Origin of the sequence: Nonomuraea sp. NPDC005983, from assembly GCF_040614375.1 — a bacterium.
Taxonomy (GTDB): domain Bacteria; phylum Actinomycetota; class Actinomycetes; order Streptosporangiales; family Streptosporangiaceae; genus Nonomuraea.
Genome location: NZ_JBEXUP010000026.1, coordinates 17,896 through 41,740, shown reverse-complemented (window position 1 = coordinate 41,740; position 23,845 = coordinate 17,896). Strand labels below are relative to the sequence as shown.

At 71.9% G+C, this 23,845-nt stretch carries 31 protein-coding genes; 14 read left to right on the top strand and 17 right to left on the bottom strand.

All coding sequences use genetic code 11. The features are described 5' to 3' along the window. Positions 1-30 precede the first annotated feature (30 nt). Together ABZ297_RS14910 and ABZ297_RS14905 are read right to left on the bottom strand one after the other, a co-directional pair. Positions 31-315 (bottom strand): hypothetical protein, encoded by a 285-nt coding sequence (locus ABZ297_RS14910; RefSeq protein ID WP_355345079.1) that lies wholly within the window; start codon positions 313-315, stop codon positions 31-33. A gap of 64 nt (positions 316-379) precedes the next feature. Next, the gene (locus tag ABZ297_RS14905; RefSeq protein ID WP_355345076.1) at positions 380-1,240 is read right to left on the bottom strand and encodes a LysR family transcriptional regulator; all 861 of its coding nucleotides are present in this window, start codon (positions 1,238-1,240) and stop codon (positions 380-382) included. A 116-nt stretch (positions 1,241-1,356) separates the two neighbouring features. Here ABZ297_RS14905 and ABZ297_RS14900 point away from each other — a divergent pair, with 116 nt between their 5' ends. Then, positions 1,357-1,878, top strand: a complete 522-nt coding sequence (locus tag ABZ297_RS14900; protein ID WP_355345073.1) for a cysteine dioxygenase family protein — start codon at positions 1,357-1,359, stop codon at positions 1,876-1,878. Between the two features lie 10 nt (positions 1,879-1,888). Here ABZ297_RS14900 and ABZ297_RS14895 read toward each other — a convergent pair whose 3' ends face one another. The 5 genes from ABZ297_RS14895 to ABZ297_RS14875 all read right to left on the bottom strand — a co-directional run bounded on the left by ABZ297_RS14895 (position 1,889) and on the right by ABZ297_RS14875 (position 6,468). Continuing rightward, a complete protein-coding gene (locus ABZ297_RS14895; RefSeq protein ID WP_355345070.1) occupies positions 1,889-2,434 on the bottom strand; it encodes a TetR/AcrR family transcriptional regulator in 546 nt (181 codons plus the stop codon). Between the two features lie 17 nt (positions 2,435-2,451). Further along, positions 2,452-4,686: a YhgE/Pip domain-containing protein gene (locus ABZ297_RS14890; protein WP_355345067.1), complete on the bottom strand. Its 2,235-nt coding sequence runs from the start codon at positions 4,684-4,686 to the stop codon at positions 2,452-2,454. Positions 4,687-4,691: 5 nt separating this feature from the next. Continuing rightward, positions 4,692-5,258: an ATP-binding cassette domain-containing protein gene (locus ABZ297_RS14885; protein ID WP_355345064.1), complete on the bottom strand. Its 567-nt coding sequence runs from the start codon at positions 5,256-5,258 to the stop codon at positions 4,692-4,694. Positions 5,259-5,350: 92 nt separating this feature from the next. Continuing rightward, positions 5,351-5,989, bottom strand: coding sequence for an alpha/beta hydrolase (locus ABZ297_RS14880; protein WP_355345061.1), 639 nt, complete (start codon positions 5,987-5,989; stop codon positions 5,351-5,353). 2 nt (positions 5,990-5,991) lie between these two features. Then, positions 5,992-6,468 carry a pyridoxamine 5'-phosphate oxidase family protein gene (locus tag ABZ297_RS14875; protein WP_355345058.1) on the bottom strand — a complete coding sequence of 159 codons (477 nt, stop codon included), beginning with the start codon at positions 6,466-6,468 and terminating at the stop codon, positions 5,992-5,994. Positions 6,469-6,534: 66 nt separating this feature from the next. Here ABZ297_RS14875 and ABZ297_RS14870 point away from each other — a divergent pair, with 66 nt between their 5' ends. The 7 genes from ABZ297_RS14870 to ABZ297_RS14840 all read left to right on the top strand — a co-directional run bounded on the left by ABZ297_RS14870 (position 6,535) and on the right by ABZ297_RS14840 (position 10,399). Beyond that, on the top strand, positions 6,535-7,167 hold the full coding sequence (locus tag ABZ297_RS14870) for a winged helix-turn-helix transcriptional regulator (RefSeq protein ID WP_355345055.1): 633 nt from the start codon (positions 6,535-6,537) through the stop codon (positions 7,165-7,167). 38 nt (positions 7,168-7,205) lie between these two features. Further along, positions 7,206-7,712, top strand: coding sequence for a pyridoxamine 5'-phosphate oxidase family protein (locus ABZ297_RS14865; protein ID WP_355345052.1), 507 nt, complete (start codon positions 7,206-7,208; stop codon positions 7,710-7,712). Between the two features lie 45 nt (positions 7,713-7,757). Beyond that, a complete protein-coding gene (locus ABZ297_RS14860) occupies positions 7,758-8,366 on the top strand; it encodes a helix-turn-helix domain-containing protein (RefSeq protein ID WP_355345049.1) in 609 nt (202 codons plus the stop codon). After that, complete coding sequence (locus ABZ297_RS14855; RefSeq protein WP_355345046.1) at positions 8,366-8,554, top strand: hypothetical protein; 189 nt, start codon at positions 8,366-8,368, stop codon at positions 8,552-8,554. Before ABZ297_RS14860 ends, ABZ297_RS14855 begins: the two co-directional genes overlap by 1 nt. Positions 8,555-8,585: 31 nt before the next feature. Further along, positions 8,586-9,128: a helix-turn-helix domain-containing protein gene (locus ABZ297_RS14850; RefSeq protein ID WP_355345043.1), complete on the top strand. Its 543-nt coding sequence runs from the start codon at positions 8,586-8,588 to the stop codon at positions 9,126-9,128. Positions 9,129-9,388: 260 nt separating this feature from the next. After that, positions 9,389-9,970, top strand: coding sequence for a DUF5994 family protein (locus ABZ297_RS14845; RefSeq protein WP_355345040.1), 582 nt, complete (start codon positions 9,389-9,391; stop codon positions 9,968-9,970). A 105-nt stretch (positions 9,971-10,075) separates the two neighbouring features. Next, positions 10,076-10,399 carry an STAS domain-containing protein gene (locus ABZ297_RS14840; RefSeq protein ID WP_355345037.1) on the top strand — a complete coding sequence of 108 codons (324 nt, stop codon included), beginning with the start codon at positions 10,076-10,078 and terminating at the stop codon, positions 10,397-10,399. A gap of 73 nt (positions 10,400-10,472) precedes the next feature. Here the strand turns inward: ABZ297_RS14840 and ABZ297_RS14835 are convergent, their stop codons facing one another. Next, complete coding sequence (locus ABZ297_RS14835; protein ID WP_355345034.1) at positions 10,473-11,828, bottom strand: dipeptidase; 1,356 nt, start codon at positions 11,826-11,828, stop codon at positions 10,473-10,475. Positions 11,829-12,059: 231 nt separating this feature from the next. Between ABZ297_RS14835 and ABZ297_RS14830 the strand changes: the two genes are divergently transcribed. Then, a complete protein-coding gene (locus tag ABZ297_RS14830; protein ID WP_355345030.1) occupies positions 12,060-13,442 on the top strand; it encodes an aspartate aminotransferase family protein in 1,383 nt (460 codons plus the stop codon). A 60-nt stretch (positions 13,443-13,502) separates the two neighbouring features. Continuing rightward, the gene (gene ald / locus ABZ297_RS14825; protein ID WP_355345027.1) at positions 13,503-14,618 is read left to right on the top strand and encodes an alanine dehydrogenase; all 1,116 of its coding nucleotides are present in this window, start codon (positions 13,503-13,505) and stop codon (positions 14,616-14,618) included. A 30-nt stretch (positions 14,619-14,648) separates the two neighbouring features. Here the strand turns inward: ald and ABZ297_RS14820 are convergent, their stop codons facing one another. Further along, positions 14,649-15,095, bottom strand: a complete 447-nt coding sequence (locus ABZ297_RS14820) for a VOC family protein (RefSeq protein WP_355345024.1) — start codon at positions 15,093-15,095, stop codon at positions 14,649-14,651. Continuing rightward, a complete protein-coding gene (locus ABZ297_RS14815; protein ID WP_355345021.1) occupies positions 15,092-15,418 on the bottom strand; it encodes a PadR family transcriptional regulator in 327 nt (108 codons plus the stop codon). Before ABZ297_RS14815 ends, ABZ297_RS14820 begins: the two co-directional genes overlap by 4 nt. Before the next feature lie 48 nt (positions 15,419-15,466). Between ABZ297_RS14815 and ABZ297_RS14810 the strand changes: the two genes are divergently transcribed. Beyond that, on the top strand, positions 15,467-15,835 hold the full coding sequence (locus ABZ297_RS14810) for a VOC family protein (protein WP_355345018.1): 369 nt from the start codon (positions 15,467-15,469) through the stop codon (positions 15,833-15,835). Here ABZ297_RS14810 and ABZ297_RS14805 read toward each other — a convergent pair. The 7 genes from ABZ297_RS14805 to ABZ297_RS14775 all read right to left on the bottom strand — a co-directional run bounded on the left by ABZ297_RS14805 (position 15,832) and on the right by ABZ297_RS14775 (position 21,348). Next, a complete protein-coding gene (locus ABZ297_RS14805) occupies positions 15,832-17,235 on the bottom strand; it encodes a tetratricopeptide repeat protein (protein WP_355345015.1) in 1,404 nt (467 codons plus the stop codon). The genes ABZ297_RS14810 and ABZ297_RS14805 overlap by 4 nt on opposite strands. 53 nt (positions 17,236-17,288) lie before the next feature. Next, positions 17,289-18,308, bottom strand: a complete 1,020-nt coding sequence (locus ABZ297_RS14800; RefSeq protein WP_355345012.1) for a sulfite exporter TauE/SafE family protein — start codon at positions 18,306-18,308, stop codon at positions 17,289-17,291. An 86-nt stretch (positions 18,309-18,394) separates the two neighbouring features. Next, positions 18,395-18,643 carry a hypothetical protein gene (locus ABZ297_RS14795; protein WP_355345009.1) on the bottom strand — a complete coding sequence of 83 codons (249 nt, stop codon included), beginning with the start codon at positions 18,641-18,643 and terminating at the stop codon, positions 18,395-18,397. A 140-nt stretch (positions 18,644-18,783) separates the two neighbouring features. Further along, a complete protein-coding gene (locus ABZ297_RS14790) occupies positions 18,784-19,245 on the bottom strand; it encodes a Clp protease N-terminal domain-containing protein (protein WP_355345006.1) in 462 nt (153 codons plus the stop codon). A gap of 7 nt (positions 19,246-19,252) precedes the next feature. Further along, on the bottom strand, positions 19,253-19,450 hold the full coding sequence (locus tag ABZ297_RS14785) for a helix-turn-helix domain-containing protein (protein ID WP_214633670.1): 198 nt from the start codon (positions 19,448-19,450) through the stop codon (positions 19,253-19,255). Positions 19,451-19,465: 15 nt separating this feature from the next. Continuing rightward, complete coding sequence (locus tag ABZ297_RS14780) at positions 19,466-20,698, bottom strand: HAMP domain-containing sensor histidine kinase (protein WP_355345003.1); 1,233 nt, start codon at positions 20,696-20,698, stop codon at positions 19,466-19,468. Then, complete coding sequence (locus ABZ297_RS14775) at positions 20,695-21,348, bottom strand: response regulator transcription factor (RefSeq protein WP_355345000.1); 654 nt, start codon at positions 21,346-21,348, stop codon at positions 20,695-20,697. Before ABZ297_RS14775 ends, ABZ297_RS14780 begins: the two co-directional genes overlap by 4 nt. 129 nt (positions 21,349-21,477) lie before the next feature. Between ABZ297_RS14775 and ABZ297_RS14770 the strand changes: the two genes are divergently transcribed. Genes ABZ297_RS14770 through ABZ297_RS14760 form a run of 3 tightly spaced genes read left to right on the top strand, consistent with a single transcriptional unit; the run spans position 21,478 to position 23,764 of the window. Beyond that, positions 21,478-21,999 (top strand): hypothetical protein, encoded by a 522-nt coding sequence (locus ABZ297_RS14770; RefSeq protein ID WP_355344997.1) that lies wholly within the window; start codon positions 21,478-21,480, stop codon positions 21,997-21,999. Beyond that, the gene (locus tag ABZ297_RS14765; RefSeq protein WP_355344994.1) at positions 21,996-23,057 is read left to right on the top strand and encodes a peptidoglycan-binding protein; all 1,062 of its coding nucleotides are present in this window, start codon (positions 21,996-21,998) and stop codon (positions 23,055-23,057) included. Before ABZ297_RS14770 ends, ABZ297_RS14765 begins: the two co-directional genes overlap by 4 nt. Then, positions 23,054-23,764 (top strand): ABC transporter ATP-binding protein, encoded by a 711-nt coding sequence (locus tag ABZ297_RS14760; RefSeq protein WP_355344991.1) that lies wholly within the window; start codon positions 23,054-23,056, stop codon positions 23,762-23,764. The genes ABZ297_RS14765 and ABZ297_RS14760 overlap by 4 nt, the downstream gene beginning before the upstream one ends. The last annotated feature ends 81 nt before the right edge of the window (positions 23,765-23,845 follow it).

The following is a 23,845-nucleotide window of genomic DNA, read 5'->3' as shown; positions in this document are numbered from 1 at the left end:
TCCGCCCCCGGCATGGATTCGGGGGCCTTGTTAGGCCTTCTCGGCGGTGAGCCAGGCCGCGAGGCCGAGGTAGACGAGGCCGCTGCCGACGTCGAGGCGGCGTCGGGCGCGGGCCGAGTGGCGGACGCGTCCGGCCATGGCCGAGGAGAGCAGCGCGTACGCGCCGTCGCTGGCCATGCCGAGCGCCAGCCAGAGCCCGGCGGCCCGGCCTTGGGCGACGCTTCTGGTGACGATGAAGATCACCGCGGGGCCCGGCACCACGAGCAGGGCGAGCGTTGCCGCACAGAACAGGGCGATTGTGGAGAGGTCCGGCATGGGACGATCGTAGGGACCCGGTCAACAGCTTTTCGCGCGGGCGGGACGGTCGTGGGGGAGCCGGTCAGAGGCTGGTGCGCAGGGCAGTCAGCAGCGCCTCCGTCGCCGGAGGGTAGGGCGGTGCGCCGTGGACGGCGGCGTGCACGTGGCGGGCCGAGCCGGGGACGCGGGCGATCTCGATGTCGGGGTTGCGGTGCGCCGTGAGCGCCAGGCCGGGCAGCACGGTGAGCCCCATGCCGGCCGCGACGAGCGCCTGCACGGCCACGATGTCGTCGCTGGTGAAGGAGATGCGGGGGGCGAACCCGGCTTTCGCACAGATGTCGAGCAGGTGGCCACGGCACCGGTCACAGCCGGCGATCCATGACGATTCGGCGTGGTCGGCCAGCTCTCCCGGCGGGGTGGGCGAGACCAGGTAACTGGGGTCGTCCAGGAGGTGGATCATGTGGATGTCGCCGTCCTCGGGCTCGGTGTCGTCGTAGCGGAACATCACCGCGACGTCGACGCGCCCGGCTCGCAGCAGCCGCAGCGCCTCGGGCGGTTCGGTCTCGGTGAGGTGCAGCCGCAGCCCCGGGTGCTCGCGGGCGAGCCGCATGGCGGCCCTGGGGATGAAGGTGCCGAGCGCGGACGGGAAGGCGGCCAGCCGCACCCGTCCCGACCGCAGGCCGACGTGCGCGGCGAGCTCCTCGGCGGTGTCGTCGAGGCGGCCGATGATCTCCGCTGAGCGCTCGGCGAGCAGCCTGCCCGCCTCGGTCAGCCGGATGCCGCGCCCGACGCGCTGGAGCAGCTTGGCGCCGGTCTCGGCTTCGAGACGGGCGAGGTGGTGGCTGACCGAGGGCTGGGAGTAGTGCAGTTCCTTGGCGGCCGCGGTGAGCGAGCCAGTCCTGGCGACGGCGAGCAGGACGCGAAGGCGCACGACATCGAGCATTCATCAAGCTTATCTATCGATGAGTCAAAAGACTTCTGTTGGACCTATCGATGAGCGTGTAGGACCGTAGAAGGGGAAGGCGGATTATCTCTATTCCCTAGGGGGATACCATGAATATGGCCACCACCACCGTGAGGCCGGGGCTCGACGAGCTCGTGTCGGGCATCGGCGCCATCACCGCCCAGCGTCTCGGCCCCCGCGAGAGCGCGTTCGCGGTCGCCGACCTGATGCGCGACCACCTTCCCCCGCTCGACCTGCTCACGCCGGACGAGCGAGCCGGCTCCCCTGAGCGCTACGTCTCCCACCTGCTGCACGCCCAGGACGATTTCTCGATCATGGCCGTCGTCTGGCGTCCCGGCCAGCACACGGTGATCCACGACCACGTCTCGTGGTGCACGTTCGGCATCCTGAGCGGCATCGAGTCCGAGACTCTCTACCGCGACATGGGCGACCACCTCGTGGAGATCGGCCGGGCCGAGAACCGTCCGGGAGAGGTCAGCGGCTTCGCCCCGCCCGGCGACATCCACATGGTCCGCAACACCAGCGCCGAGGTCGGGGTCTCGGTGCACGTCTACGGCGCGGACGTGAGCAAGGTGGGCAGCAGTGTCCGCCGCGTCTACGACCTGCCGGTGCGATAGGCCCGGAAGGTCACCTGATGCGGCCGTGCAGCAGCTCGACGAGCGTGGCGTGGGTCTGCGCCAGGGGACGATCCGGATGCAGGGCCCGCCGCTCGGTCGAGACCGTCAACACCATGCCGAACACCGCCGTCGCGGCCGTCTCCACGTCCAGGTCGGCCCGAACCTCGCCGGCGGCGGCGGCGCGGCGCAGCACGTCCGCGTAGACGCCCAGCGCCCTCGTGCGCAGCTGGGCCACCGCCTCCTGCCAGGCGGTCCGCCACATCTCGCTGAGCAGCACCCGGGCGAACGGCCCGTACTCCTCGAAGAAGCGGAGCTGACCGAGCACCACGGAGTCGAGCGCCTCTAGCGCGGTCTCGCCGACCGCCGCCTCCGCCAGCGCGTCGGCCAGCATGCCGATGGAGTGCTCGAGCAGCGCGCCGAACAGCGCCTCCTTGCTGCCGAAGTTGTAGAAGACGGTGCCCTTGGCCACCCCTGCGCGCTCGGCGATCGCGTCGACGGTGGTGGCCGAGTACCCCTGCTCGGCGATCAGCTCGATCGCGGCCGCGAACACCTTCATCCGCGTGTCCTGGCGGCTCACAGGGACAGCTCCGGGTGCAGGCGCTTGACGGACCAGGTACGGCCGCGCTCCACGGCGAGAGTGGTGAGCGCGAGCCCGAGGACGAGGAAGGCGGACAACACGCCGCAAGCCTGCCACACCACGGTCAGATCGCCGCCGCTGATCAGTCTGCGCAGCGCCGACACCACCCAGCTCATCGGCAGCCACGGCGAGATCGTCTGGAAGAAGCCGGGGGACGTCTCGATCGGGTACGTCCCGGCCGCCGAGGTGAGCTGGAGCATCAGCAGGGCCAGCGCGGCCACCCGTCCGGGCGGGCCGAGCAGCGCGTTGACCGCCTGCACGATCGCCAGGAACGCGGCCGCGGCCAGGAGCAGCAGGCCCGCCACGCCCGCCCAGTGCGCCGCCTCCAGCCCGAGGGCGAACCTCAGCACCGCCAGCAGCACGCCGACCTGCGCCGCGCCGAGCGCCACCGCGGGCAGCCAGCCCGACAGCGCGATCCTGAGCGCGCCCTGCGTCCCCGCCAACCTGCGCTGGTTGAGCGGCTTCAGCACCATGTAGGCGATCATCGCGCCGACCCAGAGCGCCAGCGGCAGGAAGAACGGGGCGAAGCCGGTGCCGTAGTTGGGCACCTCGTTGTTCACGGTCTTGGCCAGCCGCACCGGGTCGCTCATCACGTCCGTGCGGGCCTGGCGCTGCTGCGCGTCGTAGTCGGGGATCTGCTTGGCGCCGTCGTCGAGGCCGTCGGCGAGGTCGGTCGAGCCCTTGGCCAGCTTGTCCATGCCCTTGTCGAGCTTGATCGCGCCGTCGTGCAGCCGGTCGGTACCCGAGTGCAGCTGGGACGCGCCGTCGCTCAGCCTGACCAGGCCGCTGCCGAGGCTGCCGATGCCGCTGGTGACCTGGGCCGAGCCGTCGCGGAGCTTGGTGGCCCCCTGGTAGAGCTTGGTCGCGCCCTGGCCCGCCTTGCCCACGCCGGCGTCGACCTTGGCGGCGCCGCTCGCGAGCTTGGCCAGGCCCGCGTCGAGCGCGTCCACCTGCTTCCTGACCTCGTTGACCTTGGGGCCGAGCTGGGGGGCGACGGCCGCGATCCTGCGGGCCGCCGCGGCCAGCTCGCGTGCCTGGGCGGGCAGGTTCGACCGGCCGCCGAGCCGGTCACGCAGCTCGCTCGCCTGGTTCGCGGCCCGCTCGGCCGAGCCGGCCGCCTCGCGCAGCAGGCTGCGCACCTCGGGGTCGGCGTCCGCGTCGAGCCGGTCGAGCGCGGCGCGGGCCCGCGAGCCGGCCTCCTGGGCGTCGCCCGCCGCCCTGCCCGCCTGGGCGTCGAGCCCGTCGGCGACCTGGTCGGCCGCGCCGGCCACCGCCTCGGCGGCGTCGGCCACCTTCGGGCCCCACTCGTCCAGCACCGGGACGTACTTGTCGGCGAGCTGGTTCACCGTCTTGGTCTGCGCGTGCACCTGCTTGGACGCCTGCCGCGCGCCGTCGGCGAGCTGCCCCGTGCCGTCGCCCAGCTTGTTCAGCCCGTCGCGGAGCTGCCCGATCGCCTGCTGTGCCTGGGTGATCCCACTGGTGACCTGGGCGGAGCCGTTGCGCAGCCTGCCCGTCGCGGTGTTCGCGGTGCTCAGGCCCGCCGAGAGCTGCTGCGCGCCGTTCTCGGCGGTGCCGAGCCCGGCGCTGAGCTGGGAGACGCCGTCGCCGGCCTGCAGAGCGCCGTCACGCAGCTTGCCGGCGCCGTCGGCCGCCTCGGACGTCTTGTCGTGGATGTCGGAGATCGAGATGAAGACCTTGTCGAAGTAGCCGCGCACGGCGGTCCGCTCGGCCGCGGCCCGCACCTCGTTGAAGACCGCGTCGGAGATGCTGCCCATGATGTAGCTGCGGCCCGTGTCGAGGCGTAGCCCGAGCTGCGCCGGTGTGGGCGTGCCCGCCTGGTCGGACGGCGAGGTCAGCCGCGCGCTGAAGTCGGCGGGGATGGTCAGCGCCAGGTAGAAGCTGCCGTCGCCGACCCCGTCGGCCGCCTGCTGGGGCGTGGTCTCGTGCCAGTCGAACACCTTCCTGTCGCGCAGCTCCGCGGCCAGGTCCTGCCCGGCGTGCAGGGTCGTGCCGTCGGCGGTCGCGGGCCGGTCCTCCATCACCAGGGCGACGGGGAGCCGGTCCAGGTTGCCCTGCGGGTCCCAGAACGACCACAGGTACAGCCCGGCGTACAGCAGCGGCAGCAGGATCACCGCGGCCAGCGCCGTCCTGGTCAGGCGGGAACGCAGCATGCCCTTCATGACAACTCCACCAGGTGGTCGTAGCGGGTGGGAGCCTGGACGCAGGAGGCCACCACGGTCGCGCCGCCGGCGGCCAGGTCGCCGAGCAGGCGCCAGAGCGCCTGCTGCCGGTCGTCCGGCAGGCCGGCGTCGACGTTGTCGGCGACGATCACCTTCGGCTCGTCCAGCAGGGCGAGCGCGACGCCCAGCCGTACCTGCTGTTCGCGGTCCAGCTCCCGGACCAGCGTGCCCTCGTCCACGGTGAGACCCGCCGCCTTCAGCGCGCCCCGGTGGGGCGCCCGCCTGCGCTCGCGCAGGTGCTCCCTGACGGTCAGCGATCTGTCGAGATCCGTCACGCCGTCCACCAGGGCCAGCGCGGCGGCCTTGCGGATGGCGCGCGGCGCGGTGTGCCCGGCGACCTTCAGGGCGCCGGCGGTGGGCTTCATCCGGCCGGCCAGCGTGAGCAGCAGGCTGGTCCGCCCGCTGCCCGCGGGGCCGGCGACGGCCGTGAGCGTGCCCGGCCCGGCCTCGAACGAGACCTCGGGGTAGGCCCCCTCGACCGACAGGCCCTTGGCGACGATCACGACAGCTTTCCTCTCTTGGACTGACCAGTCAGTACAAAAGGGTAGCGCAGCCGTATTGTCAGTGCTTGGTGGGATTCGTCACGTCAAAACGGTCAGAGGTAACTCTCCAGGAGGGCGGCCAGCTCCTTGGGGCGCGACAGCATGGGGGTGTGACCGGCGTCGATCTCGTCGGGGACGACGCCGAGCCGCTCTCTGACGACCTCGCGCATGAACGCGGGGGTGAAGAAGCGGTCGTCGCGGCAGAGCACGAACTTCGTGGGGACGTCCGGCCACCTGTCCAGCGGCCACGGCTCGGCCAGGGCCTTCTCGGCGTGCTCGCGCCCCGTCGCCATCACCTCGGCCGCCAGGTCCGGCGGGACGTCCTGCAGGAAGACCGCCACCTGGTCGTCGATGCCGGGCGCGCGGAAGCCGGTGTTGCCCCACCAGTCGGCGGGCGGCTCGCCCGGAGCCGGGATCATGGCCGTCACCAGCACCAGCAGATCGGCCTTGACGCGGTCGCAGACGAGCGGGCCGACGAAGCCGCCCCACGAGTGGGCCACCACGACCAGGTCGACACGGTCGCCGACGGCCTCGACCACCGTGTCGGCGTAGTCGCCGAGCCCCGCCGACTCGTCCTCGACCGGCAGGTCCACGGCCACCACGTCATGGCCGTGGGCGCGCAGTTCGGGCTCGACCAGCCGCCAGTGCCGGGCGTTCCCGCCGCCGCCGTGGATCAGTACGAAGGTCGCCACGCTCAGCTCCGTCCCGCCAGGGCGCGGGGCAGGCGCGTCTGGAAGTCGAGGACCCCCACCCAGGACGGACGGAAGGCGATGCGCGCCATCCTGACGCCCGGCCGGTCGACCTGGGCGACGTTCCTGTCGCCCTGCTCCTGCCCGTAGTAGCGCCGGTGCGCCAGCGCGTACTCCGGGAGGATCCCGTCGACGTCCGTCACCTCCGCCCGGCCGCGCAGCAGCAGCACCTCGGGCGGCGGGCCCGCGACGTCGATGGTGACGGCGATGTCGGGACGCGCCCGCAGCGCGGCGACCTTGGCGGAGCCGGCGAACGTGGGCAGCATGAGCTCCCCGCCGGCCCAGTGGAACATCATCGGGAAGACGCGCGGGGACCCGTCGCCCGCGACGTAGGCGACGCGGGCCAGCTCGGTCGAGGCGAGTAGGCGCCGGGCGACCTCGTGCTCCAGCAGCCGGACGTCGCCCTGTGGCAGTTCACTCATCGGCTTGCTCCTCTCAGATTTGGTCCTAAACTAGTACCAAGCAGTCCTGAGTTGCAAGGAGCCCGGATGCGGAGCTACGACGACCCGTGCGGTATCGCGCGGGCGCTCGACCACGTGGGGGAGCGGTGGGCGCTGCTGATCGTCCGTGAGCTGCTCCTGGGCCCCAAACGCTTCACCGACCTGCGCTCCGGCCTGCCGGGCGCCAGCCAGAACGTGCTCGCGCAGCGCCTGCGCGAGCTGGAGGAGTCGGGTGTGGTGCGGCGGCGCAGGCTCCCGCCGCCCGCCGCGAGCCGGGTCTACGAGCTGACGGACCGCGGCCTCGACCTGGAGCCCGTGGTGCTCGCGCTGGCCCGCTGGGGCAGCCGCGCGCCGCTGCGGTCGGACGCCCCGCTGAGCGTCGACGCGCTCGTCCTGGCCCTGAAGTCGACCTTCGACGCGGAGGCCGCCCAGGGCTTCGACGCCCGGGTGGAGCTGCGGCTCGGCGAGGACCGCTTCCTGGCCGAGGTGCGCGACGCCCGGCTCTCGCTGTCCAGGGCGTTCGCCGAGTCCGACGCCGTCCTCGACACCGACGCCGGGACGCTGCGCGCGCTCGCCTTCACCGGCCTCCCGCTCGACTCCGACGGGGTAGAGGTGGAGGGCGACCGGCAGGTGGTGGAGCGCTTCCTGAAACTCTTCCCCCGTCCGGCGATGAGTTCCTGACGCCCGCACGGTCGGCACGTCCGGAAAGGAGAGCGACCATGGAACCGATCACCGAGCTGGACGCCCGATACAGCGACGAGGGCGCCACGGCGACCCCCTGGGCGGAGGCGTGCGGCCACCTGGAGCGGGCCGGCACGTTCTGGCTCACCACCGTCCGAGCCGACGGCCGCCCGCACGTCACGCCCCTGCTGGCCGTCTGGCACGACGGCGCGCTCTGGTTCTGCACCGGCCCGGCCGAGCAGAAGGCGAGGAACCTGGAGGCGAACCGCGGCGTGGCGCTGACCACCGGCGTCAACTCCCTGCACGAGGGCCTGGACGTGGTCGTGGAGGGCCCCGCTGAGCAGGTGGCCGACGCGGGCAGGCTCCAGCGCCTCGCGGACGCGTACGCGGCGAAGTACGGCGCCGACTGGCGCTTCGAGGTGCGCGACGGCGCCTTCCATCACCCCGGCGGCGGGCGGGCGCTGGTGTTCGAGGTCGTCCCGGTCACCGCGTACGGCTTCCGCAAGGGCGGGTACAGCCACACCCGCTACCGCTGGCCGAGATAGAAAATTTTTATTGCGCAAATTTCCTTGCACATCTACGCTGGTGCCATGGCCGCCGAGAAGAACCGCCGCATCACCGATCTCGACGAGCTCAAGGCGCTGGGGCACCCGTTGCGCCTGCGGCTCTACCGAGCCCTGAACGTCGCCCGCGAGGCGACGGCCTCGATGCTGGCCGAGCAGGTCGACGAGGCCGTGTCACTGGTCAGCTACCACCTGCGCAAACTGGCCGCGCACGGCCTCATCGAGGAGGCCGACCGGCCCGGTGGCGACGCCCGCGAGCGCTGGTGGCAGCTGGCCCACAGAGGCGTCAGCACCCGAGATCGCGACTTCCGCGACAGCCCCGAGGGTGTCGCCGCCCACACGGCGCTCTCGCGGGTGGCGGCCCGCCAGCGCGAGGAGATGTACGAGAGCTACCTCGACTCGCAGGCGGGCTGGGAGCAGGAGTGGCGTGATGTCGCCTTCGGCTCCGAGTCTCTGATCTGGCTTACCGCCTCCGAGCTTGGCCAGCTCAAGGGCGAGATGGAGGCGCTCGTCGCGAAGTGGCAGGCGCACGGCCGGGCCGCCCGCGAGGCCGACACCGAGGGCCGCGAGAACGTCGCCCTGCACGTGTACGGCTTCCCGTTCCGTACCGGACCAGTAGTCGAGGAGACAGCGTGATGGACGCCGACCTGTACCTGTTCGTCGAGCGCGGCCGAGCCCGCGAACTGCGGGAGAGGGCGTCGGAGTGGCGCCGGGCAAGAGTGCCGGCGGTGGTCACCCAGATGCCGGCCGTGCGCGCCCTTCGGCGGCGGCTGGGCTGGGTGCTGGTGGAGACGGGGCTCCGGCTCGTCCATTCACTAGACTGACCGGGGAAGGCCCCACTTGGCGAGGAGTGTCATGCGGGCGGACGCCCAACGCAACTACGACCTGCTGCTGGCCGCCGCCAGGCAGATCTTCGCCGAGCGCGGCCCCGATGCGCCGCTCGACGACGTCGCCCGCCGCGCCGGGGTCGGCAACGCCACCATGTACCGGCACTTCCCGACCCGCTGCGACCTGATCATCGCCGTCTACCGCGACGAGGTCGCCGAGCTCTGCGCCACGGGCGCGGCCCTGCTCGGCGCGCAGTCCCCGCAGGACGCGCTGCACGAGTGGCTGCGCCTGTTCGTCGAGCACGTGGCCACCAAGCGCGACCTCGCCCTGGCCGTCTCCCGCGAGAGCGACACCGAGCGCTCGGCGCTGCTGTCGACGTGGCACGAGTCCATGACGACGACCGCGTCCGAGCTGCTTGACCGGGCGCAGCAGGCGGGGGCCGTCCGCGCGGACCTTGACGTGCGCGACCTGCTGACCCTCGTGAACGGCGTCGCGCTGGCCACCGCCGACGGTGACCAGGCCGACCGCCTGCTCGCCGTCGTCGGACGCGGCCTGCTCCCGGAATCCTGAAACCTGTGCGGCGCGCGTGTCGATCCGCGCTCTCCCCGAGCGAGGCCTCCTCACCACCGGCACCGGAGCGCCGGCGGTGCCGCCAGGTCAGGTCGCCGCGCGGGGAGCGTCCGAGAGCGTCAGCCTTACGGAAGCGGTCATCGATGAGAGTAGACTCAAAGTACCGAGGACACTTCGTGCGTTGGCACCCAGGTCGGCGTCGCCCGCGGCGATAGACCATTCGTTAGGTTCCTTGCGGGGCCTGGGTAGGCCAGGCGATCATGACGCCGACAATTCTTTCTCGACTCAAGCCGCTGGGCGCCATCTCCGCGGTCTCCGTGATCGACTCCGCGGTCCGGCTCAGCCTGAGCCCAGCGCTGGATCGGCGGGCCGTGGTCGACGGGGTGTGGTGGCCCTACTCCCGTGACGCCGCCGCCGAGCTGCCCGGACTCATCGCCGCCGTCGATCAGCGGCTCGGCCGGGCCACGCTGAGCGTGGGCATGTATCGCGACGCGTGGGAGCACATCCCGCGACACGTTCCGGCACGGGGGCGTCAGGTGCAGGTCGGCTGCTTCCACCAGACCGATCCCCGCGTGGTCGTCCTGAGCGTCGCGGACGCCAAGCCGATCGTCCTGCTGGTCATCCCGCCGGGAACCGCCAAGGGCTCTGCCACGGCCGCGCTCACACTCACCACCCACGGCGAGGCCGACATCCTCACCGGCGCGCACCAGCCCGCCACCTCGCCCGCCACCTCGCCCGCCACCTCGCCCGCCGGCCCGGCGGACGTGGACGGCTGGGCTGACTGGGAGAACGAAGGCGGACACCTCGCCGACCAGCGATCATCCGCTCCATCGGCCGGCTGAGCATGCCGGCCACGCGATCACGGTGCCTGCACCGCCGGCCGGTCGGTTGACCGACCGGCGGCCGGCAGGCGCCGCGTTCCTACACTTCTCCGATCGGAGAACCTCATGACCATCACCGACGGCTACCCGCTCGGCAGAGCCGATCCGTCCGCTCCGACCACCATCTACCTCTCGGGAGAGATCGACATCTTCAGCACCAAGGCGCTGCGCCAGGGCCTGCTGGACCTGCTGCGTTCCAGCACCAGCACGCTCATCCTCGACCTGTCCGAGGTGTCGTTCTGTGACGCCTCCGGCCTGGCCGTCCTGGTCGGTGTGCAGCACCGCGCTCGAGCGCAGGGCATCACGCTGGCCCTGGCCGCGCCCCGCCCGTTCATGACCCGGCTGCTGCACATGACCGGCCTGGACCGCAGCCTCCCGATCACGGTGTGAGCCCGGACGCGCCGTCAAGTCCGGCAGCCCCTTTCCGCCTGGCGGGGAGGGGGAAAGGGGCGCGGTGAGTGCCTCAGATGCCGAGGGTTGACGGCAGGCCGAGCTCGTGGAGGAAGAGGGCCTCCGTGGTGGCGATCTTGCGGAGTTCCTCCAGGTTCACCCGCTCGTTGGGCGCGTGGATGGCCGCGTCCTCGTCCTCGGCGCCGAACAGCAGGATCTCCGCCGCGGGGAACTGCTTGAGCAGGGTGCTGACCAGGGGGATCGAGCCACCCGCGCCGACGTCCCGCGGAGGGCGGCCGAAGGCGCGCTCCATGGCGCGGTTGAGCGCCGACCTGGCCTTGCCGCCCGAGTCGGCCTGGAAGCCGGAGCCCACGGTGAAGTCGCCGAACGACACCTGCACGCCCCACGGCGCCACCTGCCGCAGGAAGTCCACCACCGCGTCGACCGTGGTCTTGGGGTCGCCCGCCGGAGGGACGCGGACCGTGACCCTGGCCCTGGCCGCGGGCTGCACGGCGTTGATCGCACCGGAGACCGTGGGCACGTCCAGGCCCGTCACCGTGATCGCGTAGGAGGACCACAGGCGGTCGGCGAGCGAGCCCGAGCCCACCAGCGACACGCCGTCGAGGACGCCCGCCGTCTTGCGGAACTCCTCCTCCGACGGGCCCTGGCCGAGGAAGCCGCCCCTCGGCAGGCCGGGGACGCGGATGTCGCCGTTGTCGCCGTGCAACGCGGTCAGCATCCGCATGAGCGCCGCGAGCGCGTCGGGGGCGGCGCCGCCGAAGGAGCCGCTGTGCACCGGCTCACGCAGCGTGCGCACCTCGACGGTGAAGGCCGCCATGCCGCGCAGGGACGTGGTGACGGCCGGGTCGCCGACGCGCGGGTTGCCGCAGTCGGCCACCACGATGGCGTCGGCCCGCAGCAGGTCGGGGTTGCGCTCGACGAACGCCTCCAGGCGCTCGCCCGCGTACTCCTCCTGGCCCTCGATGATGACCTTGATGCCGATGGGGAAGCGGCCCTGGAACGTGCGCAGCGCGGTGACGTGGGAGATGATGCCCGACTTGTCGTCGGCGGTGCCCCGGCCGTAGAGCTGGCCGTCGATCAGGGTGGGCTCGAAGGGCGGGGTGCGCCAGGCGGCGGGGTCGCCGGCGGGCTGGACGTCGTAGTGGGCGTACAGCAACACGGTGGGCACCCCGGGCGGGGCGGGCGACTCGCCGTACACGGCGGGGAAGCTGCCGTCGACGGGGATCTGCTGGACGCGCGCGAGCCCGGTGCTGCGCAGCAGCTCCTCGGTCGCGGCGGCGGCGGCGTAGACGGGCTCCTCTGGATGCCCGGGGAAGGCCACCGAGGGAATGGCGGCAAGCCGCTTCAGTTCCTCGACGGCCTGAGGCATCGCGGCTGCGACTGCGCTCTCGATCTGGTCAGGAGTCACGGGACGGTCCCCCGGGTCGTTCTCGATAGTTAACGTCTCATTGGATCACAGACGGTTCCGCGTTGCTGGGAACCCTTTGACCCGTGGGTTAATCTACCTGCGGATTTCGTAGCGCTTACATAGAGCTTCTACGGATCTCGGTTTTCTTGCATAGTGTTGCGACGCTTTCCCTTGGCAAACCGCAGGTGAACAGGGAGACTGTGGGAAGCTCAGACACGAGGGAAGATAACCATGAAGCAGCCGGAAAAAGACGTCCTGAAGGCCGCTCAGGACAACCTGTGGTTGCACTTCACCAGGCACAGCGCCTATCAGCAGACCGAGATCCCGACCATCGTCCGCGGTGAGGGGTCGTACATCTACGACATCCACGGCAAGCGCTACCTCGACGGCCTGGCCGGGCTCTTCGTGGTCCAGGTGGGCCACGGGCGCCACGAGCTGGCCGAAGCCGCCGCCAAGCAGGCCCAGGAGCTGGCCTTCTTTCCGCTCTGGTCCTACGCGCACCCGAAGGCCGCCGAGCTGGCCCAGCGCCTGGCTGAGCAGACCCCTGGCGAGCTGAACCGCGTCTTCTTCACCACCGGCGGAGGCGAGGCGGTCGAGACCGCCTGGAAGCTGGCCAAGCAGTACTACAAGCAGGTCGGCAAGCCTCTCAAGCACAAGGTCATCAGCCGCCAGATCGCCTACCACGGCACCCCGCAAGGCGCCCTGTCGATCACCGGCATCCCCGCGTTCAAGCAGATGTTCGAGCCGCTCGTGCCGGGTTCCGTCCGGGTGCCGAACACCAACCACTACCGCGCCGACGAGATCACCGGCGTCAAGGGCATGACGCCCGAGGAGTACGGCATCTGGGCCGCGGAACGCGTCGCCCGCGCCATCGAGATGGAGGGCCCCGACACGGTGGCCGCCGTCTTCGCCGAGCCCGTCCAGAACGCGGGCGGCTGCTTCCCGCCGCCTCCCGGCTACTGGCAGCGGCTGCGCGAGATCTGCGACGAGTACGACGTGCTGCTCGTCTCGGACGAGGTCATCTGCGCCTTCGGCCGCCTCGGCACCATGTTCGGCGGTCAGAAGTTCGACTACGTCCCCGACATCATCACCTGCGCCAAGGGGCTGACCAGCGGCTACTCCCCGATCGGCGCGATGATCGCGCACGAGCGGCTGTTCGAGCCGTTCAAGAACGGCGACACCATGTTCGCCCACGGCTACACCTTCGGCGGCCACCCCGTCTCCGCGGCCGTCGCCCTGGCCAACCTGGACATCTTCGAGCGCGAGGACCTGCTCGGCCACGTCACCAAGAACGAGCCGCTCTTCCAGGCCACCCTGGACGGCCTGCGCGACCTGCCGATCGTCGGCGACGTCCGGGGGTCCGGCTACTTCTGGGGCATCGAGCTGGTCAAGGACAAGGCCACCAAGGAGACGTTCAGCACCGAGGAGTCCGAGCGGCTGCTGCGCGGCTTCCTGTCGAAGGCGCTGTTCGACGCGGGCCTCTACTGCCGCGCCGACGACCGTGGCGACCCCGTCATCCAGCTCGCGCCCCCGCTGATCGCCGGTCCGAAGGAGTTCGACGAGATCGGGTCGATTCTCCGCAACGTGCTCACCGAAGCGTGGGCTCGCCTCTAAACACCCCCTAATCCGGCACGGCGACCCGCCGTGCCGGATCTTTCCTGAAAGGAAACGGCCATGAAGATCGGCGTGCCTGCCGAGGTCAAGAACCACGAGTACCGCGTCGCCGCCACCCCGGCAGGCGTGCACGAACTGGTCCGCAACGGCCACGACGTGACCGTCCAGCGAGGTGCGGGCCTGGGCTCGCAGATCACGGACGAGGAGTACCTCGCGGCGGGCGCGAAGATCCTCGACAGCGCCGACGCGGTCTGGGCCCAGGCCGACATGGTGCTCAAGGTCAAGGAGCCGGTCGCGGAGGAGTACCACCGGCTGCGCGAGGGCCTGGTGCTCTTCACGTACCTGCACCTGGCCGCGTCCCGGCCGTGCACCGACGCGCTGCTCGGCGCGCGGAGCACCGGCATCGCCTACGAGACCGTGCAGGTGGGCAACGCGCTGCCGCTGCTCGCCCCGATGTCCGAGGTGGCGGGCCGGCTCGCGCCCCAGGTCGGCGCGTACAACCTGATGCGCTTCAACGGCGGGCGCGGCGTGCTGCCCGGCGGCGTCCCCGGCGTGGCCCCGGCGAAGGTCGTCGTGATCGGCGGCGGCGTGTCCGGGCTGAACGCGGCGCAGATCGCCGTCGGCATGGGCGCGGACGTCACCGTCCTCGACACCAACGTCGACCGGCTGCGCTTCATCGACGCCATCTACCAGGGACGCCTCAAGACGCTCGTCTCCACCTCGTACGCCATCGAGCAGGAGGTCCTGCAGGCCGACCTGGTCATCGGCGCGGTCCTCATCCCCGGGGCCAAGGCTCCGACGCTGGTCTCCAACGACCTGGTCTCGCGGATGAAGCCGGGCTCCGTGCTCGTCGACATCGCCATCGACCAGGGCGGCTGCTTCGAGGACTCGCGCCCGACCACGCACGCCGAGCCCACTTACAAGGTGCACGAGTCGATCTTCTACTGCGTGGCCAACATGCCGGGCTCGGTGGCCAACACGTCCACCTACGCGCTGACGAACGCGACCCTCCCGTACGCGGTCAAGCTGGCCAACCTGGGCTGGAAGGAGGCGCTCCGGGTCGACGCCGGCCTCGCGGGCGGCCTCAACACCCACGACGGCAAGCTCACCAACGAGCCGGTCGCCGACGCGCTCGCGCTGCCGTACACCCCGGTCGCCGACATCCTCGCGGCCTGACCCGGTAGGGGTGCGGACGCCGCCGCGCCCCTACGCCACGTCCCTGGGCGTCTGCCCCATGATGTCGTCGGGCGTGAGCTGCTCCCTCGCGGTCGTCACCGCCCACCGGTGCCCGAACGGGTCGCGCAGCACGCCGTAGCGCTCACCCCAGAACGTCTCCTGCACCGGCATCTCCACCTCCGCCCCCGCGTCCAGCGCCTGCCGGGCCACTCCGTCGGGGTCGTCCACCTCCAGCAGGATCAGCACCGGGCTGCCGCCCAGCGTCGGCGGGGCCGGCGCGCCGAGCTCCGCTGTCTCCTCGCTCATCAGCAGCCGCCCCGCGCCGAGCTGCAACTCGACGAAGAGGATCACCCCGTTGGGCAGCGTGTTGCGGAACACCTCCACCGCGCCGAGGCCGCGCTGGTAGAAGTCGATCGCCGCCTCGGCGTCGCGCACGAACAGGTGCGGGCTCAGGCCCTGCGGCCGCAGCGATGTCACGTGATCAGACCTGCCTCTCGCGCCGCCCCCACCATCCGCGCCATCAGCGCGGCCTCGGCGCGGGCGGCCTGCTCGCCCTGCGGTGTCAGCCGGTAGTAGCGGCGCCTCGCGTCGTGCGGCGCCGCCGGGTCGCCCCCTTCGGACTCCTCGACCAGCCCGTCGGCGACGAGCCTGCTGATGGTCCGGTAGAGCGTGCCGGGGCCCAGCCTGACCGCCCCCTCGCTGATCTCCTCGACGAACCGCATCACCGCGTATCCGTGCCCGGGGCCACTGGCCAGCGCGAGGAGCACGTGGAATCCGGCAGCCGTCAGCACGATTGACACGATAACACCATCCTGGTTATATCCGTTTTGGATACAAGGAGGTTTCTCATGGCACTCGGAATCAGCCAGGTCGCGCTCTACGTCGACGACCAGCAGAAGGCCGTCGACTTCTGGGTCGGGAAGGTGGGCTGCACCGTCACCAGGGACCTGCCCTACGGACAGGACCGGTGGATCGAGATCGAACCGCCCGGCGGCGAAGCCAGGCTGGCCATCATGAAGGCGGGCCCCGGCTGGCCGAAGCTCGACACCGGCAGGCCCAGCTACGTCCTCTTCTACGCCGACGACATCGTCAAGACCCACGAGGAGCTCAGCGCCCGCGGCGTCGAGTTCACCCAGCCGCCCAAGCAGGAGCACTGGGGCTGGTCAGCCGTCTTCAAGGACGACGAGGGCAACCTGTTCCACCTCGGCCAGCGTTAACGCACGCCGAGCCGCTGCCGCAGGAGGCGGGCCGTCGTCAGCACGTGGGCGATCTCGCCCGGGCTCGGCCACGGCGCGCTGCCGGGACGCAGCAGCGTGCTGCGCACCGACGCCAGATGCTCCACGGCGCTCCGGTGCAGCCCGCTCCGCCCCACCAGCCACGACAGCACCTCCGCGGGGTCGTGCAGCGGCCTGGTCACCACGTCCCAGGTGCTGAGCAGCTCCGTCAGCTCCGGCACGGGCAGCGGCACGCCTCCCCTGCGCCCGGTCGCCGCCGAGGCCAGCTCCGCCCGCGCGACCAGCTCCGGCTCGGCCGGACGGTCCCAGGCCGGCGGAGGCGGATCGGCCAGGGGAGCGGCCGGCCACTGCCGAGCCTCGCTCTCCCGCCCCGCCGCCACGAGCAGCCCGCCGAGCTCCACGGCGGCCTGATGGTGCCCGGCCAGCGCCGCCTGACGGAACCAGTGCTGCCCGCCGCCCAGGTCGTCGAACTCGGCGATCAGCAGCAGCCCGAAGTCGAACGCAGACTCGGCGTCGCCGCTGCACGCCGCCCTGCCGAACCAGTGGCTGGCGCCGTGAGGATCGTCCAGCTCCAGGCAGACGAACCCGGCCATCCGCTGGTCCTCCAGGCGCCCGGCGTTCGCGGCCCGCTCGAACCAGGCGCGCGCCGTCCGCAGGTCGCCGTGGCCGAGCGCGATGCTCCCCAGCTGGGACGCCGCGCCGGGATGCTCGCTCCTGGCGGCCAGCCGGTAGTACGCCTCCGCCCCCTCCGGGTCGCGGCTGGCGTGCAGCAGCAGGCCCAGGTAGTAGGAGGAGTCGGCGTGGCTGTAGCGGGCGGCGTACTCCCACCACCGCACCGACTCCTCCTCCTCGCCCGTCGAATAGGCCAGGAAGCCGAGGTCGTACGCGGACGTGGCGTCGCCGTCGGCCGCCGCCCTGCGGTGCCACTCCCGCGCCGCCGGAACCTCGCCCGCGTCCTCGCAGATCAGGGCCAGCCTGCGGGCCGCCCGGGCGGAACCCGCGTGGGCCGCGCTCTCGAACCAGCTGCGCGCGGCCCCGACGTCGCCGCGCTGCTCCAGCAGCAACGTTGCCAGGTTGACCGCGGCCTCGGCGTCGCCCGTGCCGGCGGCCAGCTCGTACCAGGAGATCGCCTCCTCGAGGCTGCCGTGCTTCTCGTGCCAGATGCCCAGGTTGTAGGCGCTGTCGACGTTGCCGCTCGCGGCGGCCCGCTCCCACCACCGCCTCGCCGCGGACCGGTCGCCGCGCTGGGCGTACAGCTTGCCGAGCCGGTGCGCGGCCTCGGCGTCGCCCTCTTCGGCGGCTGTCAGCAGCTCGGGCTCGTCGCCGACGCGTGGCGCCGGAACGGCCGGCGGCGCCACCTCACCTTGCCACCACGTCGTCACGGGCACAGGGTGGCACGTAACCGTTCGGGTGCGGAGCGCAATTGCCGAGCGTACTACGAGAAATTGATGAACCCGGAGTACATGCCCATGCCGCAGACGTAGCGCAGGATGCCTGGCCGCTGCGGGGGGAGGCGCACGGTGGCTGGCAGGGCGACGTCCTGGCCGGCGATCGTGACGGTGCGGGTGCAGCCCTGGTCCACCAGCTTGAAGACCACCTCGACGGGGACGCCCGCCCTGGCCATCACCGCGCCCGGCCGGTAGCCCTCGCTCGTCGCCCAGATCGTCACGGTCTGCCCGGCCGGGGCGCCCTCTCCCGACGTGGCCGTCCGGCCCGGCGTGGTGGCCTGCTGGGACGGGGCGGGCCGGCCGGGCTTCGTGGCGGTGGCGGCGGTGGCAGGAGGCGATGACGTCGGCAGCCAGCCTCCGAGGTTCAGGCCCGCCCCGACCGTCCACACCCCGGCCGCGACCGCCACCGCCACGGCCACCTTGACGAGCCTGGTGCGGGCCACCTTCCGCAGGACGTACCCGAGCACCGCGAACGCGGGCGCGGTGCCGGCGACGAACCCCGCCATCACCGCCGCCCCACCGACCGCCGACCCGCTGGAAACCGCCGCCATCTCCATCGCGAGCGTGACCCCGCACGGGACGAGGATCGTCGCCGCCCCCAGCAGCGATGCCCGCCCCACCCCGCCGGGCGAGGGCGGCTCGTCTGGGAGGTCGTTCGGGGCGCACGCCGGGCGGTCGCGGCGGAGGAGGTTGAGCGCGTACGCGATGACGGCGATGCCCGCCGCCACCAGCAGCACCGCCCGGAGCGTGGGCGGTAAGCGGACGGCCGAACCGAGGAGGCCCAGCAGCGCGCCCGTGACGGAGTAGGCGGCCAGCCTGCCTGTGAGAAACCACGCGACCGGCGCCTGACGCTCAGCGGAACGCCGCCCGCCGGGTGTCATGCAGGCGCCGTCCGAGGGGCGGGTGAGGAGGCCGACGAGCAGCCCGCCCTGGACGGCGGTGCAGGAGGCGGTGCCCGCCACCAGCCCTGCGACGAGTCCGGTGACGAGCAGGGCGGTCGGCTGCACCTCGTCCCCCTTATGACGTCCTGGTCGCAACGTAACGTTGCCCGCCGGATGCGGCCAGTCACAGTTGTTTAACCCGATCGCCCGGTTTAACCACCCCTGAGTACGGACATCCGCTCGAAGTACTCGTCATGGCTCATCTCGCCGCGAGCGTATCGCTCGGCGAGGATCTGCTCCGCTGACGTGGTCGCCCGGACCTCGGCCCGGCGCGGCCCCCACTGGCCCTTGCGCCACGCGTGGGCGGCGAAGGCGACGACGGCGACCCAGAACAGTGCCCAGAAGAGCGGGATGAGCGGCCAGAACCCTCCGCTCCACCCCCAGTGCGTCATCGTGTTCATGGGTCCAGCGTCGCCGCCGGGGAGGCGGGGCGCATCGGGCCGTGGATGCGTCGTGAGGTCCGCCCAGGGGAGTGGCCGGGCCCGCCGTACGTACGCCCGCTGGGGTAGCGGCCGGTCCTGGGAGGTCGGCGGTCGGGTCGTCAGGTGAGGCGGGCTCGGCTGGCGGAGCGGTCGATGCGCAGTTCGTCCAGGAGTTCCGCGACCGGGTCGGGGCGGCTCTGGGCGAGCAGGACGAGCAGCAGGTGGTTGGGGGCGGTGTCGCGGGTGCGCCGGGTCGTGGCCTTGATGGCCTGGTTGATGGCGGCTCTGGCGCTCGTCGTCAGCGCGGTGCCCGGAACGGCCGGGTGCCTGCGCGGCCTGCTCTTCGGCGGCACGCCGACGTCGATGCCGATCGCCTTCAGCGCCGCCTGGTCGAGCGCGTCGAGGGCGGCCCGCGCGTCGGCCACCCGGACGCCCAGCGCCCGCGCCGTGGGCGAGTCGGGGTCGCGCAGCAGGCCAAGCAGCAGGTGTTCGGTGCCGAGGCGCCGGTCGCCGCGCTGTCTCGTCTCCTCCAGCGCCGCGGTCACGACCTTCGCGAACGGGCTTGTCTCCTTGCCGAACATGCGGCCCTCACTTCCCGTACTTGGCGTGTACCGACTGCCGTGACATGCCGAGCGCGTCGCCGATCTGCTCCCATGTCCAGCCCTGCTCGCGGGCGAGCGCGACCGAGACGGCCTCGACCTGTTCGGCGAGGCGGTGCAGGGCGCCTACGGCGCGAAGGCCCATGGCGGGGTCGTTCGACTTGATGCGCTCTGAGAGTTCTCCCATGTCCACGCTGTCAGGCTAGATTGACAACGCCGATTCTGTCAACCTGGACTGACGGCGGCGGTCCTCGTCCTGGGGAACGCTCAGCGGGAGGGTGGGCAGGGTCACGGTGACGGTGAGGCCGCCCTCCTCGCGGGGTTCGGCGGTGACGGCGCCGCCGTGCGCGTCCACGATGGCCCTGACGATCGACAGCCCGAGCCCGGCCCCCCTCGCCGAGCGGACGCGGTCGCCCTGCAGCCGGGTGAACGGCTCGAACAGGTCGTCCACCTCGTACGGCGGCACCAGGTGCCCGGTGTTCGCCACCGTGAGCCGCACGCGGTGGCCCTCCCGCCGCAGCGTCACCCACACCTCGCCCCCGCGCACGTTGTACTTGACCGCGTTCTCCAGCAGGTTGAACACGCAGCGTTCGAGGAACAGCGGGTCGCCCTCGGTGACGGCCGGATCCAGGTCGTGGTGCACGCGCACCTGCCGCCTGCGCGGCTCGAGGTCCAGCTGCTCCTGCACGGTGCGCACGAGCGACGGCAGGTCCACGGGCTTGCGGACGGCCAGCTCCTGCTCCGACTGCGCCAGCAGCAGCAGGCTCTCGATCAACCGCTCGTAGCGGGCGTTGGTGCCGAGCAGCGCGCGGGCCAGCGCCTTCAGGTCCTCCGACGCCTCGGGCTCCTCCAGTGACACCTCCAGCACCGTCCGGTTGATCGCCAGCGGGGTGCGCAGTTCGTGCGAGGCGTTGGCGATGAAGCGGCGCTGCGCGTCGAACACCCGGCCCAGCCGGTCGAGCATCGCGTCGAAGGTGTCGGCCAGCCGTTTGACCTCGTCCTGGGGGCCGCGCAGCGCGATCCGCTCGTGCAGCGTGCTCTCGGAGAGCCGCTGCGCGGTCTCGGTCATCCGGTCGAGCGGGCGCAGCGCACGGTCGGCCACCAGGTAGCCGAGCACCACCGCGATCACCCCGATCAGGACCATGACCACGACGGACGACCTCAGCATCTCGTCGAGCACGCTGGCCGCCCGCCGCGCGACCTCCTGCTTCGCGTCCTGGTCGAGCTGGGCCTGCAGCACCTGCTTGGTCGGCACATCCGGAGGGAGCGCGGAGTCGCGCCCCACCTTGAACCCCATCCCCACGATGAACTGCTGGTTCAGCGCCTTGGCCGTCAGCAGGTAGGTGATCCAGAGCAGGGCCGACCCGGTGACGAGCAGCACCCCGCCGTACAGCAGCGTGAGCCGCATGCGCAGGCCCAGTCTGATCGCCTTCACAGCCGGTACCCCTTCCCGGGGACGTTCTCGATCGCCTGGGGAGCGCCCAGCTTCTTGCGCAGGGAGGTGATGGTGACCCGCAGCACGCCGCTGGTCGCGTCGGCGTACTCGTCCCAGACGTTCCTGCGCAGCTCGGCGGAGGGGACGAGGGCTCCTGCGGCGTCCAGCAGCTCGCGCAGGACGTCGAACTCCTTGCGGTTCAGCGTGATCTGCCTGCCGTCCCTGGTGACGGTGCGGCGGGCCGGGTCGAGCCTGATCCCGGCCCGTTCCAGGGTGGGCTGCACGGCCTTAGGCGAGCGGCGGGCGAGGGTCCGGACCCTGGCCACCAGCTCGGCGAACGCGAACGGCTTGACCAGGTAGTCGTCGGCGCCCAGCGACAGCCCGTCGACCCGGTCGCGGACCTGCCCGGCCGCGGTGAGCATGAGGATGCGGCCGGCGGCACTGGAGGTCAGCAGCTCGCGGCAGACGTCGTCGCCGTGCACCTCGGGCAGGTCGCGGTCGAGGACGACCACGTCGTAGTCGGTGAAGGAGGCCAGGTCCAGCGCCTCTTCGCCGTCGTAGGCGACGTCCACGGCGATCGCGTGCAGGCGCAGGCCGCGGGCGATCGCCTCCGCCAGCCGTTCCTCGTCCTCGACGACAAGCACTCGCATGATCCGACCTTGGCCGATCGGGTGTTAGCCCTGAGTAAGGCGATCTCCCCTTACCCGGGTTTAGCACCGGTGGCGCTGGAGTGGGGGCCGCACCTGGGCGTCCGTCCCGCGGTGCTGAGGAGCGAAGTCATGAAATTTCGGCTCATGCTGGCAGGGCTGGCGCCGGTGCTGGCGATGACGCTGGCCGCGTGCGGCTCGAAGCCCGCCGACGACGGGATCGCCAGCGCGGGCGGCGGCACCGCGAAGCCGACCGCGTCCGCGTCCCCCTCGCTGGACCCGCAGGAAGCGCGGCTCAAGTTCGCGCAGTGCATGCGCGAGCACGGCGTGGACATGCCCGACCCCGACTCGTCCGGACGGGTGACGATCAAGGGCAAGAAGGGCGACCCCGACCCCAGCAAGGCGATGCAGGCCTGCCAGCACTTCATGAAGGACGCGGTCGGCAACAAGATGGGCGGCCCGATGGACCCGGCGCAGCGCGACCGGATGGTCAAGTTCGCCGCCTGCATGCGCGAGCACGGCGTCGACATGCCCGACCCCGGCCCCAACGGCGAGTTCAGGGCGAAGATCGGCAAGGGCGGCGAGCAGAAGATGAAGGCTGCCGAGGAGGCGTGCAAGGAGTTCGCGCCGGGCTTCGGGAAGAAGCAGCCGTGAAGGCCGGGCTCGCCATCGTGGCCGGGCTGCTCGCCGTGGCAGCCGCCTGGACCGCGGTCGCCGTGCTCGGCGACACGGGCACCGACGCGGCGGCGCCCGCCGCCTCCCTGCCGCCGAGCACGGCCGCGATCACCAGGCAGGACCTGATCGACACCAAGACCGTCGACGGCAGGCTCACCTACTCCGACGAGCGGGACGTGACCGCCGGCGCGTCCGGCACGGTGACGTGGGTGGCCGAGGAGGGCGCGGTGATCCGCCGCGGCCGGTCGCTGCTCAAGGTGGACCGTAAACCGGTCACCCTGATGTACGGGTCGGTGCCGCTCTACCGCACGCTGCGGCTCGGCGTCTCCGACGGCCCGGACGTCGAGCAGCTCGAACGCAACCTCAAGGCGCTCGGCTACGGCGACTACCTGACCGTGGACGACCACTTCAGCTACGCGACCCGGCTGGCCGTCAAGCAGTGGCAGGAGGACCGTGGCCTGTCCGAGACGGGGGAGGTGGACGCCGCGCAGGTGGTGTTCCTGCCCGCCGCCGTCCGGGTGACCGACGCCAAGGCCAAGGTGGGCGGCAGGGCGGCCCCTGGCAGCCCGGTGCTGACGGTCAGCGGCACCCGGCGGCTGGTGCGCGTGGACCTCGACACCTCCGACCAGGCGATGGCCAGAAAGGGCGCCAAGGTCACGGTGACGCTGCCCGGCGGCGAGGAGGCGGCCGGGAAGATCTCCTCGGTCGGTACCGTCGCCAAGTCCTCCGGGTCCGGCCAGGACGACGACGGCACGACGACCATCGACGTCGACATCACGCTGACCAAGCCGCCCAGATCGAAGCTGGACCAGGCCCCCGTCGAGGTGGAGCTGGAGAGCGAGCGGCACAAGAACGTGCTGGCCGTGCCGGTCGAGGCGCTGCTGGCGCTGCGCGAGGGCGGGTTCGGCGTCGAGGTGGTCGAGGGGAACGCCAGCCGGATCGTGGCGGTGGAGACCGGCGCCTTCGGCAGCGGCCTCGTCGAGGTCAAGGGGGACGGGCTCAGCGAGGGCATGAAGGTCGGGGTGCCCGCGTCATGATCGTGGACCTGCGGCAGGTGACCAAGACCTACGACGGCCAGGTGCAGGCGCTACGCGGGGTGGACCTCGCGGTCGAGGACGGCGAGCTGCTGGCCATCGCCGGCCCGTCCGGCTCCGGCAAGTCCACCCTGCTCCACCTGATCGGCACCCTGGACCGGCCCACCACGGGCACCGTGACCATCGCCGGTCACGACGTCGCCAAGCTGTCCGACCGTGAGCTGTCGGCGCTGCGCGGACGGCACCTGGGCTTCGTCTTCCAGCAGTTCCACCTGGCACCGGGCATGCCCGCGCTGGACAACGTGGCCGACGGCCTCCTCTACACCGGCACCCCGCTGCGGACGCGCCGGGAGCGGGCCGCCGCCGCGCTGGAACGCGTCGGGCTCGGCCATCGGCTGGACCATCGCCCCCACCAGCTGTCGGGCGGCGAGCAGCAGCGGGTGGCGGTGGCGCGCGCGGTGGTGGGCGACCCGCCACTGCTGCTCGCCGACGAGCCCACCGGCAACCTGGACTCCGCGGCGGGCACGGAGGTCCTGGGCATCCTGCGGGACCTGCACGCCGGGGGGACCACGATCGCCATCATCACGCACGACATGGAGATCGCCGAGTGGGCCCCGCGCCAGGTCCGCGTCCGCGACGGCCGGATCACGGCCGACTCGGGGCACGGCCGCACCCCTCCGACCGAGTTCGTGAAGGGAGCCGTCCGATGATGAACCGCACCCCTTCGGCCGGGTTCGTGAAGGGAGCCGTCCGATGACGAGCCACGCGCTGCCTGCCGGGTCGCGGAAGGG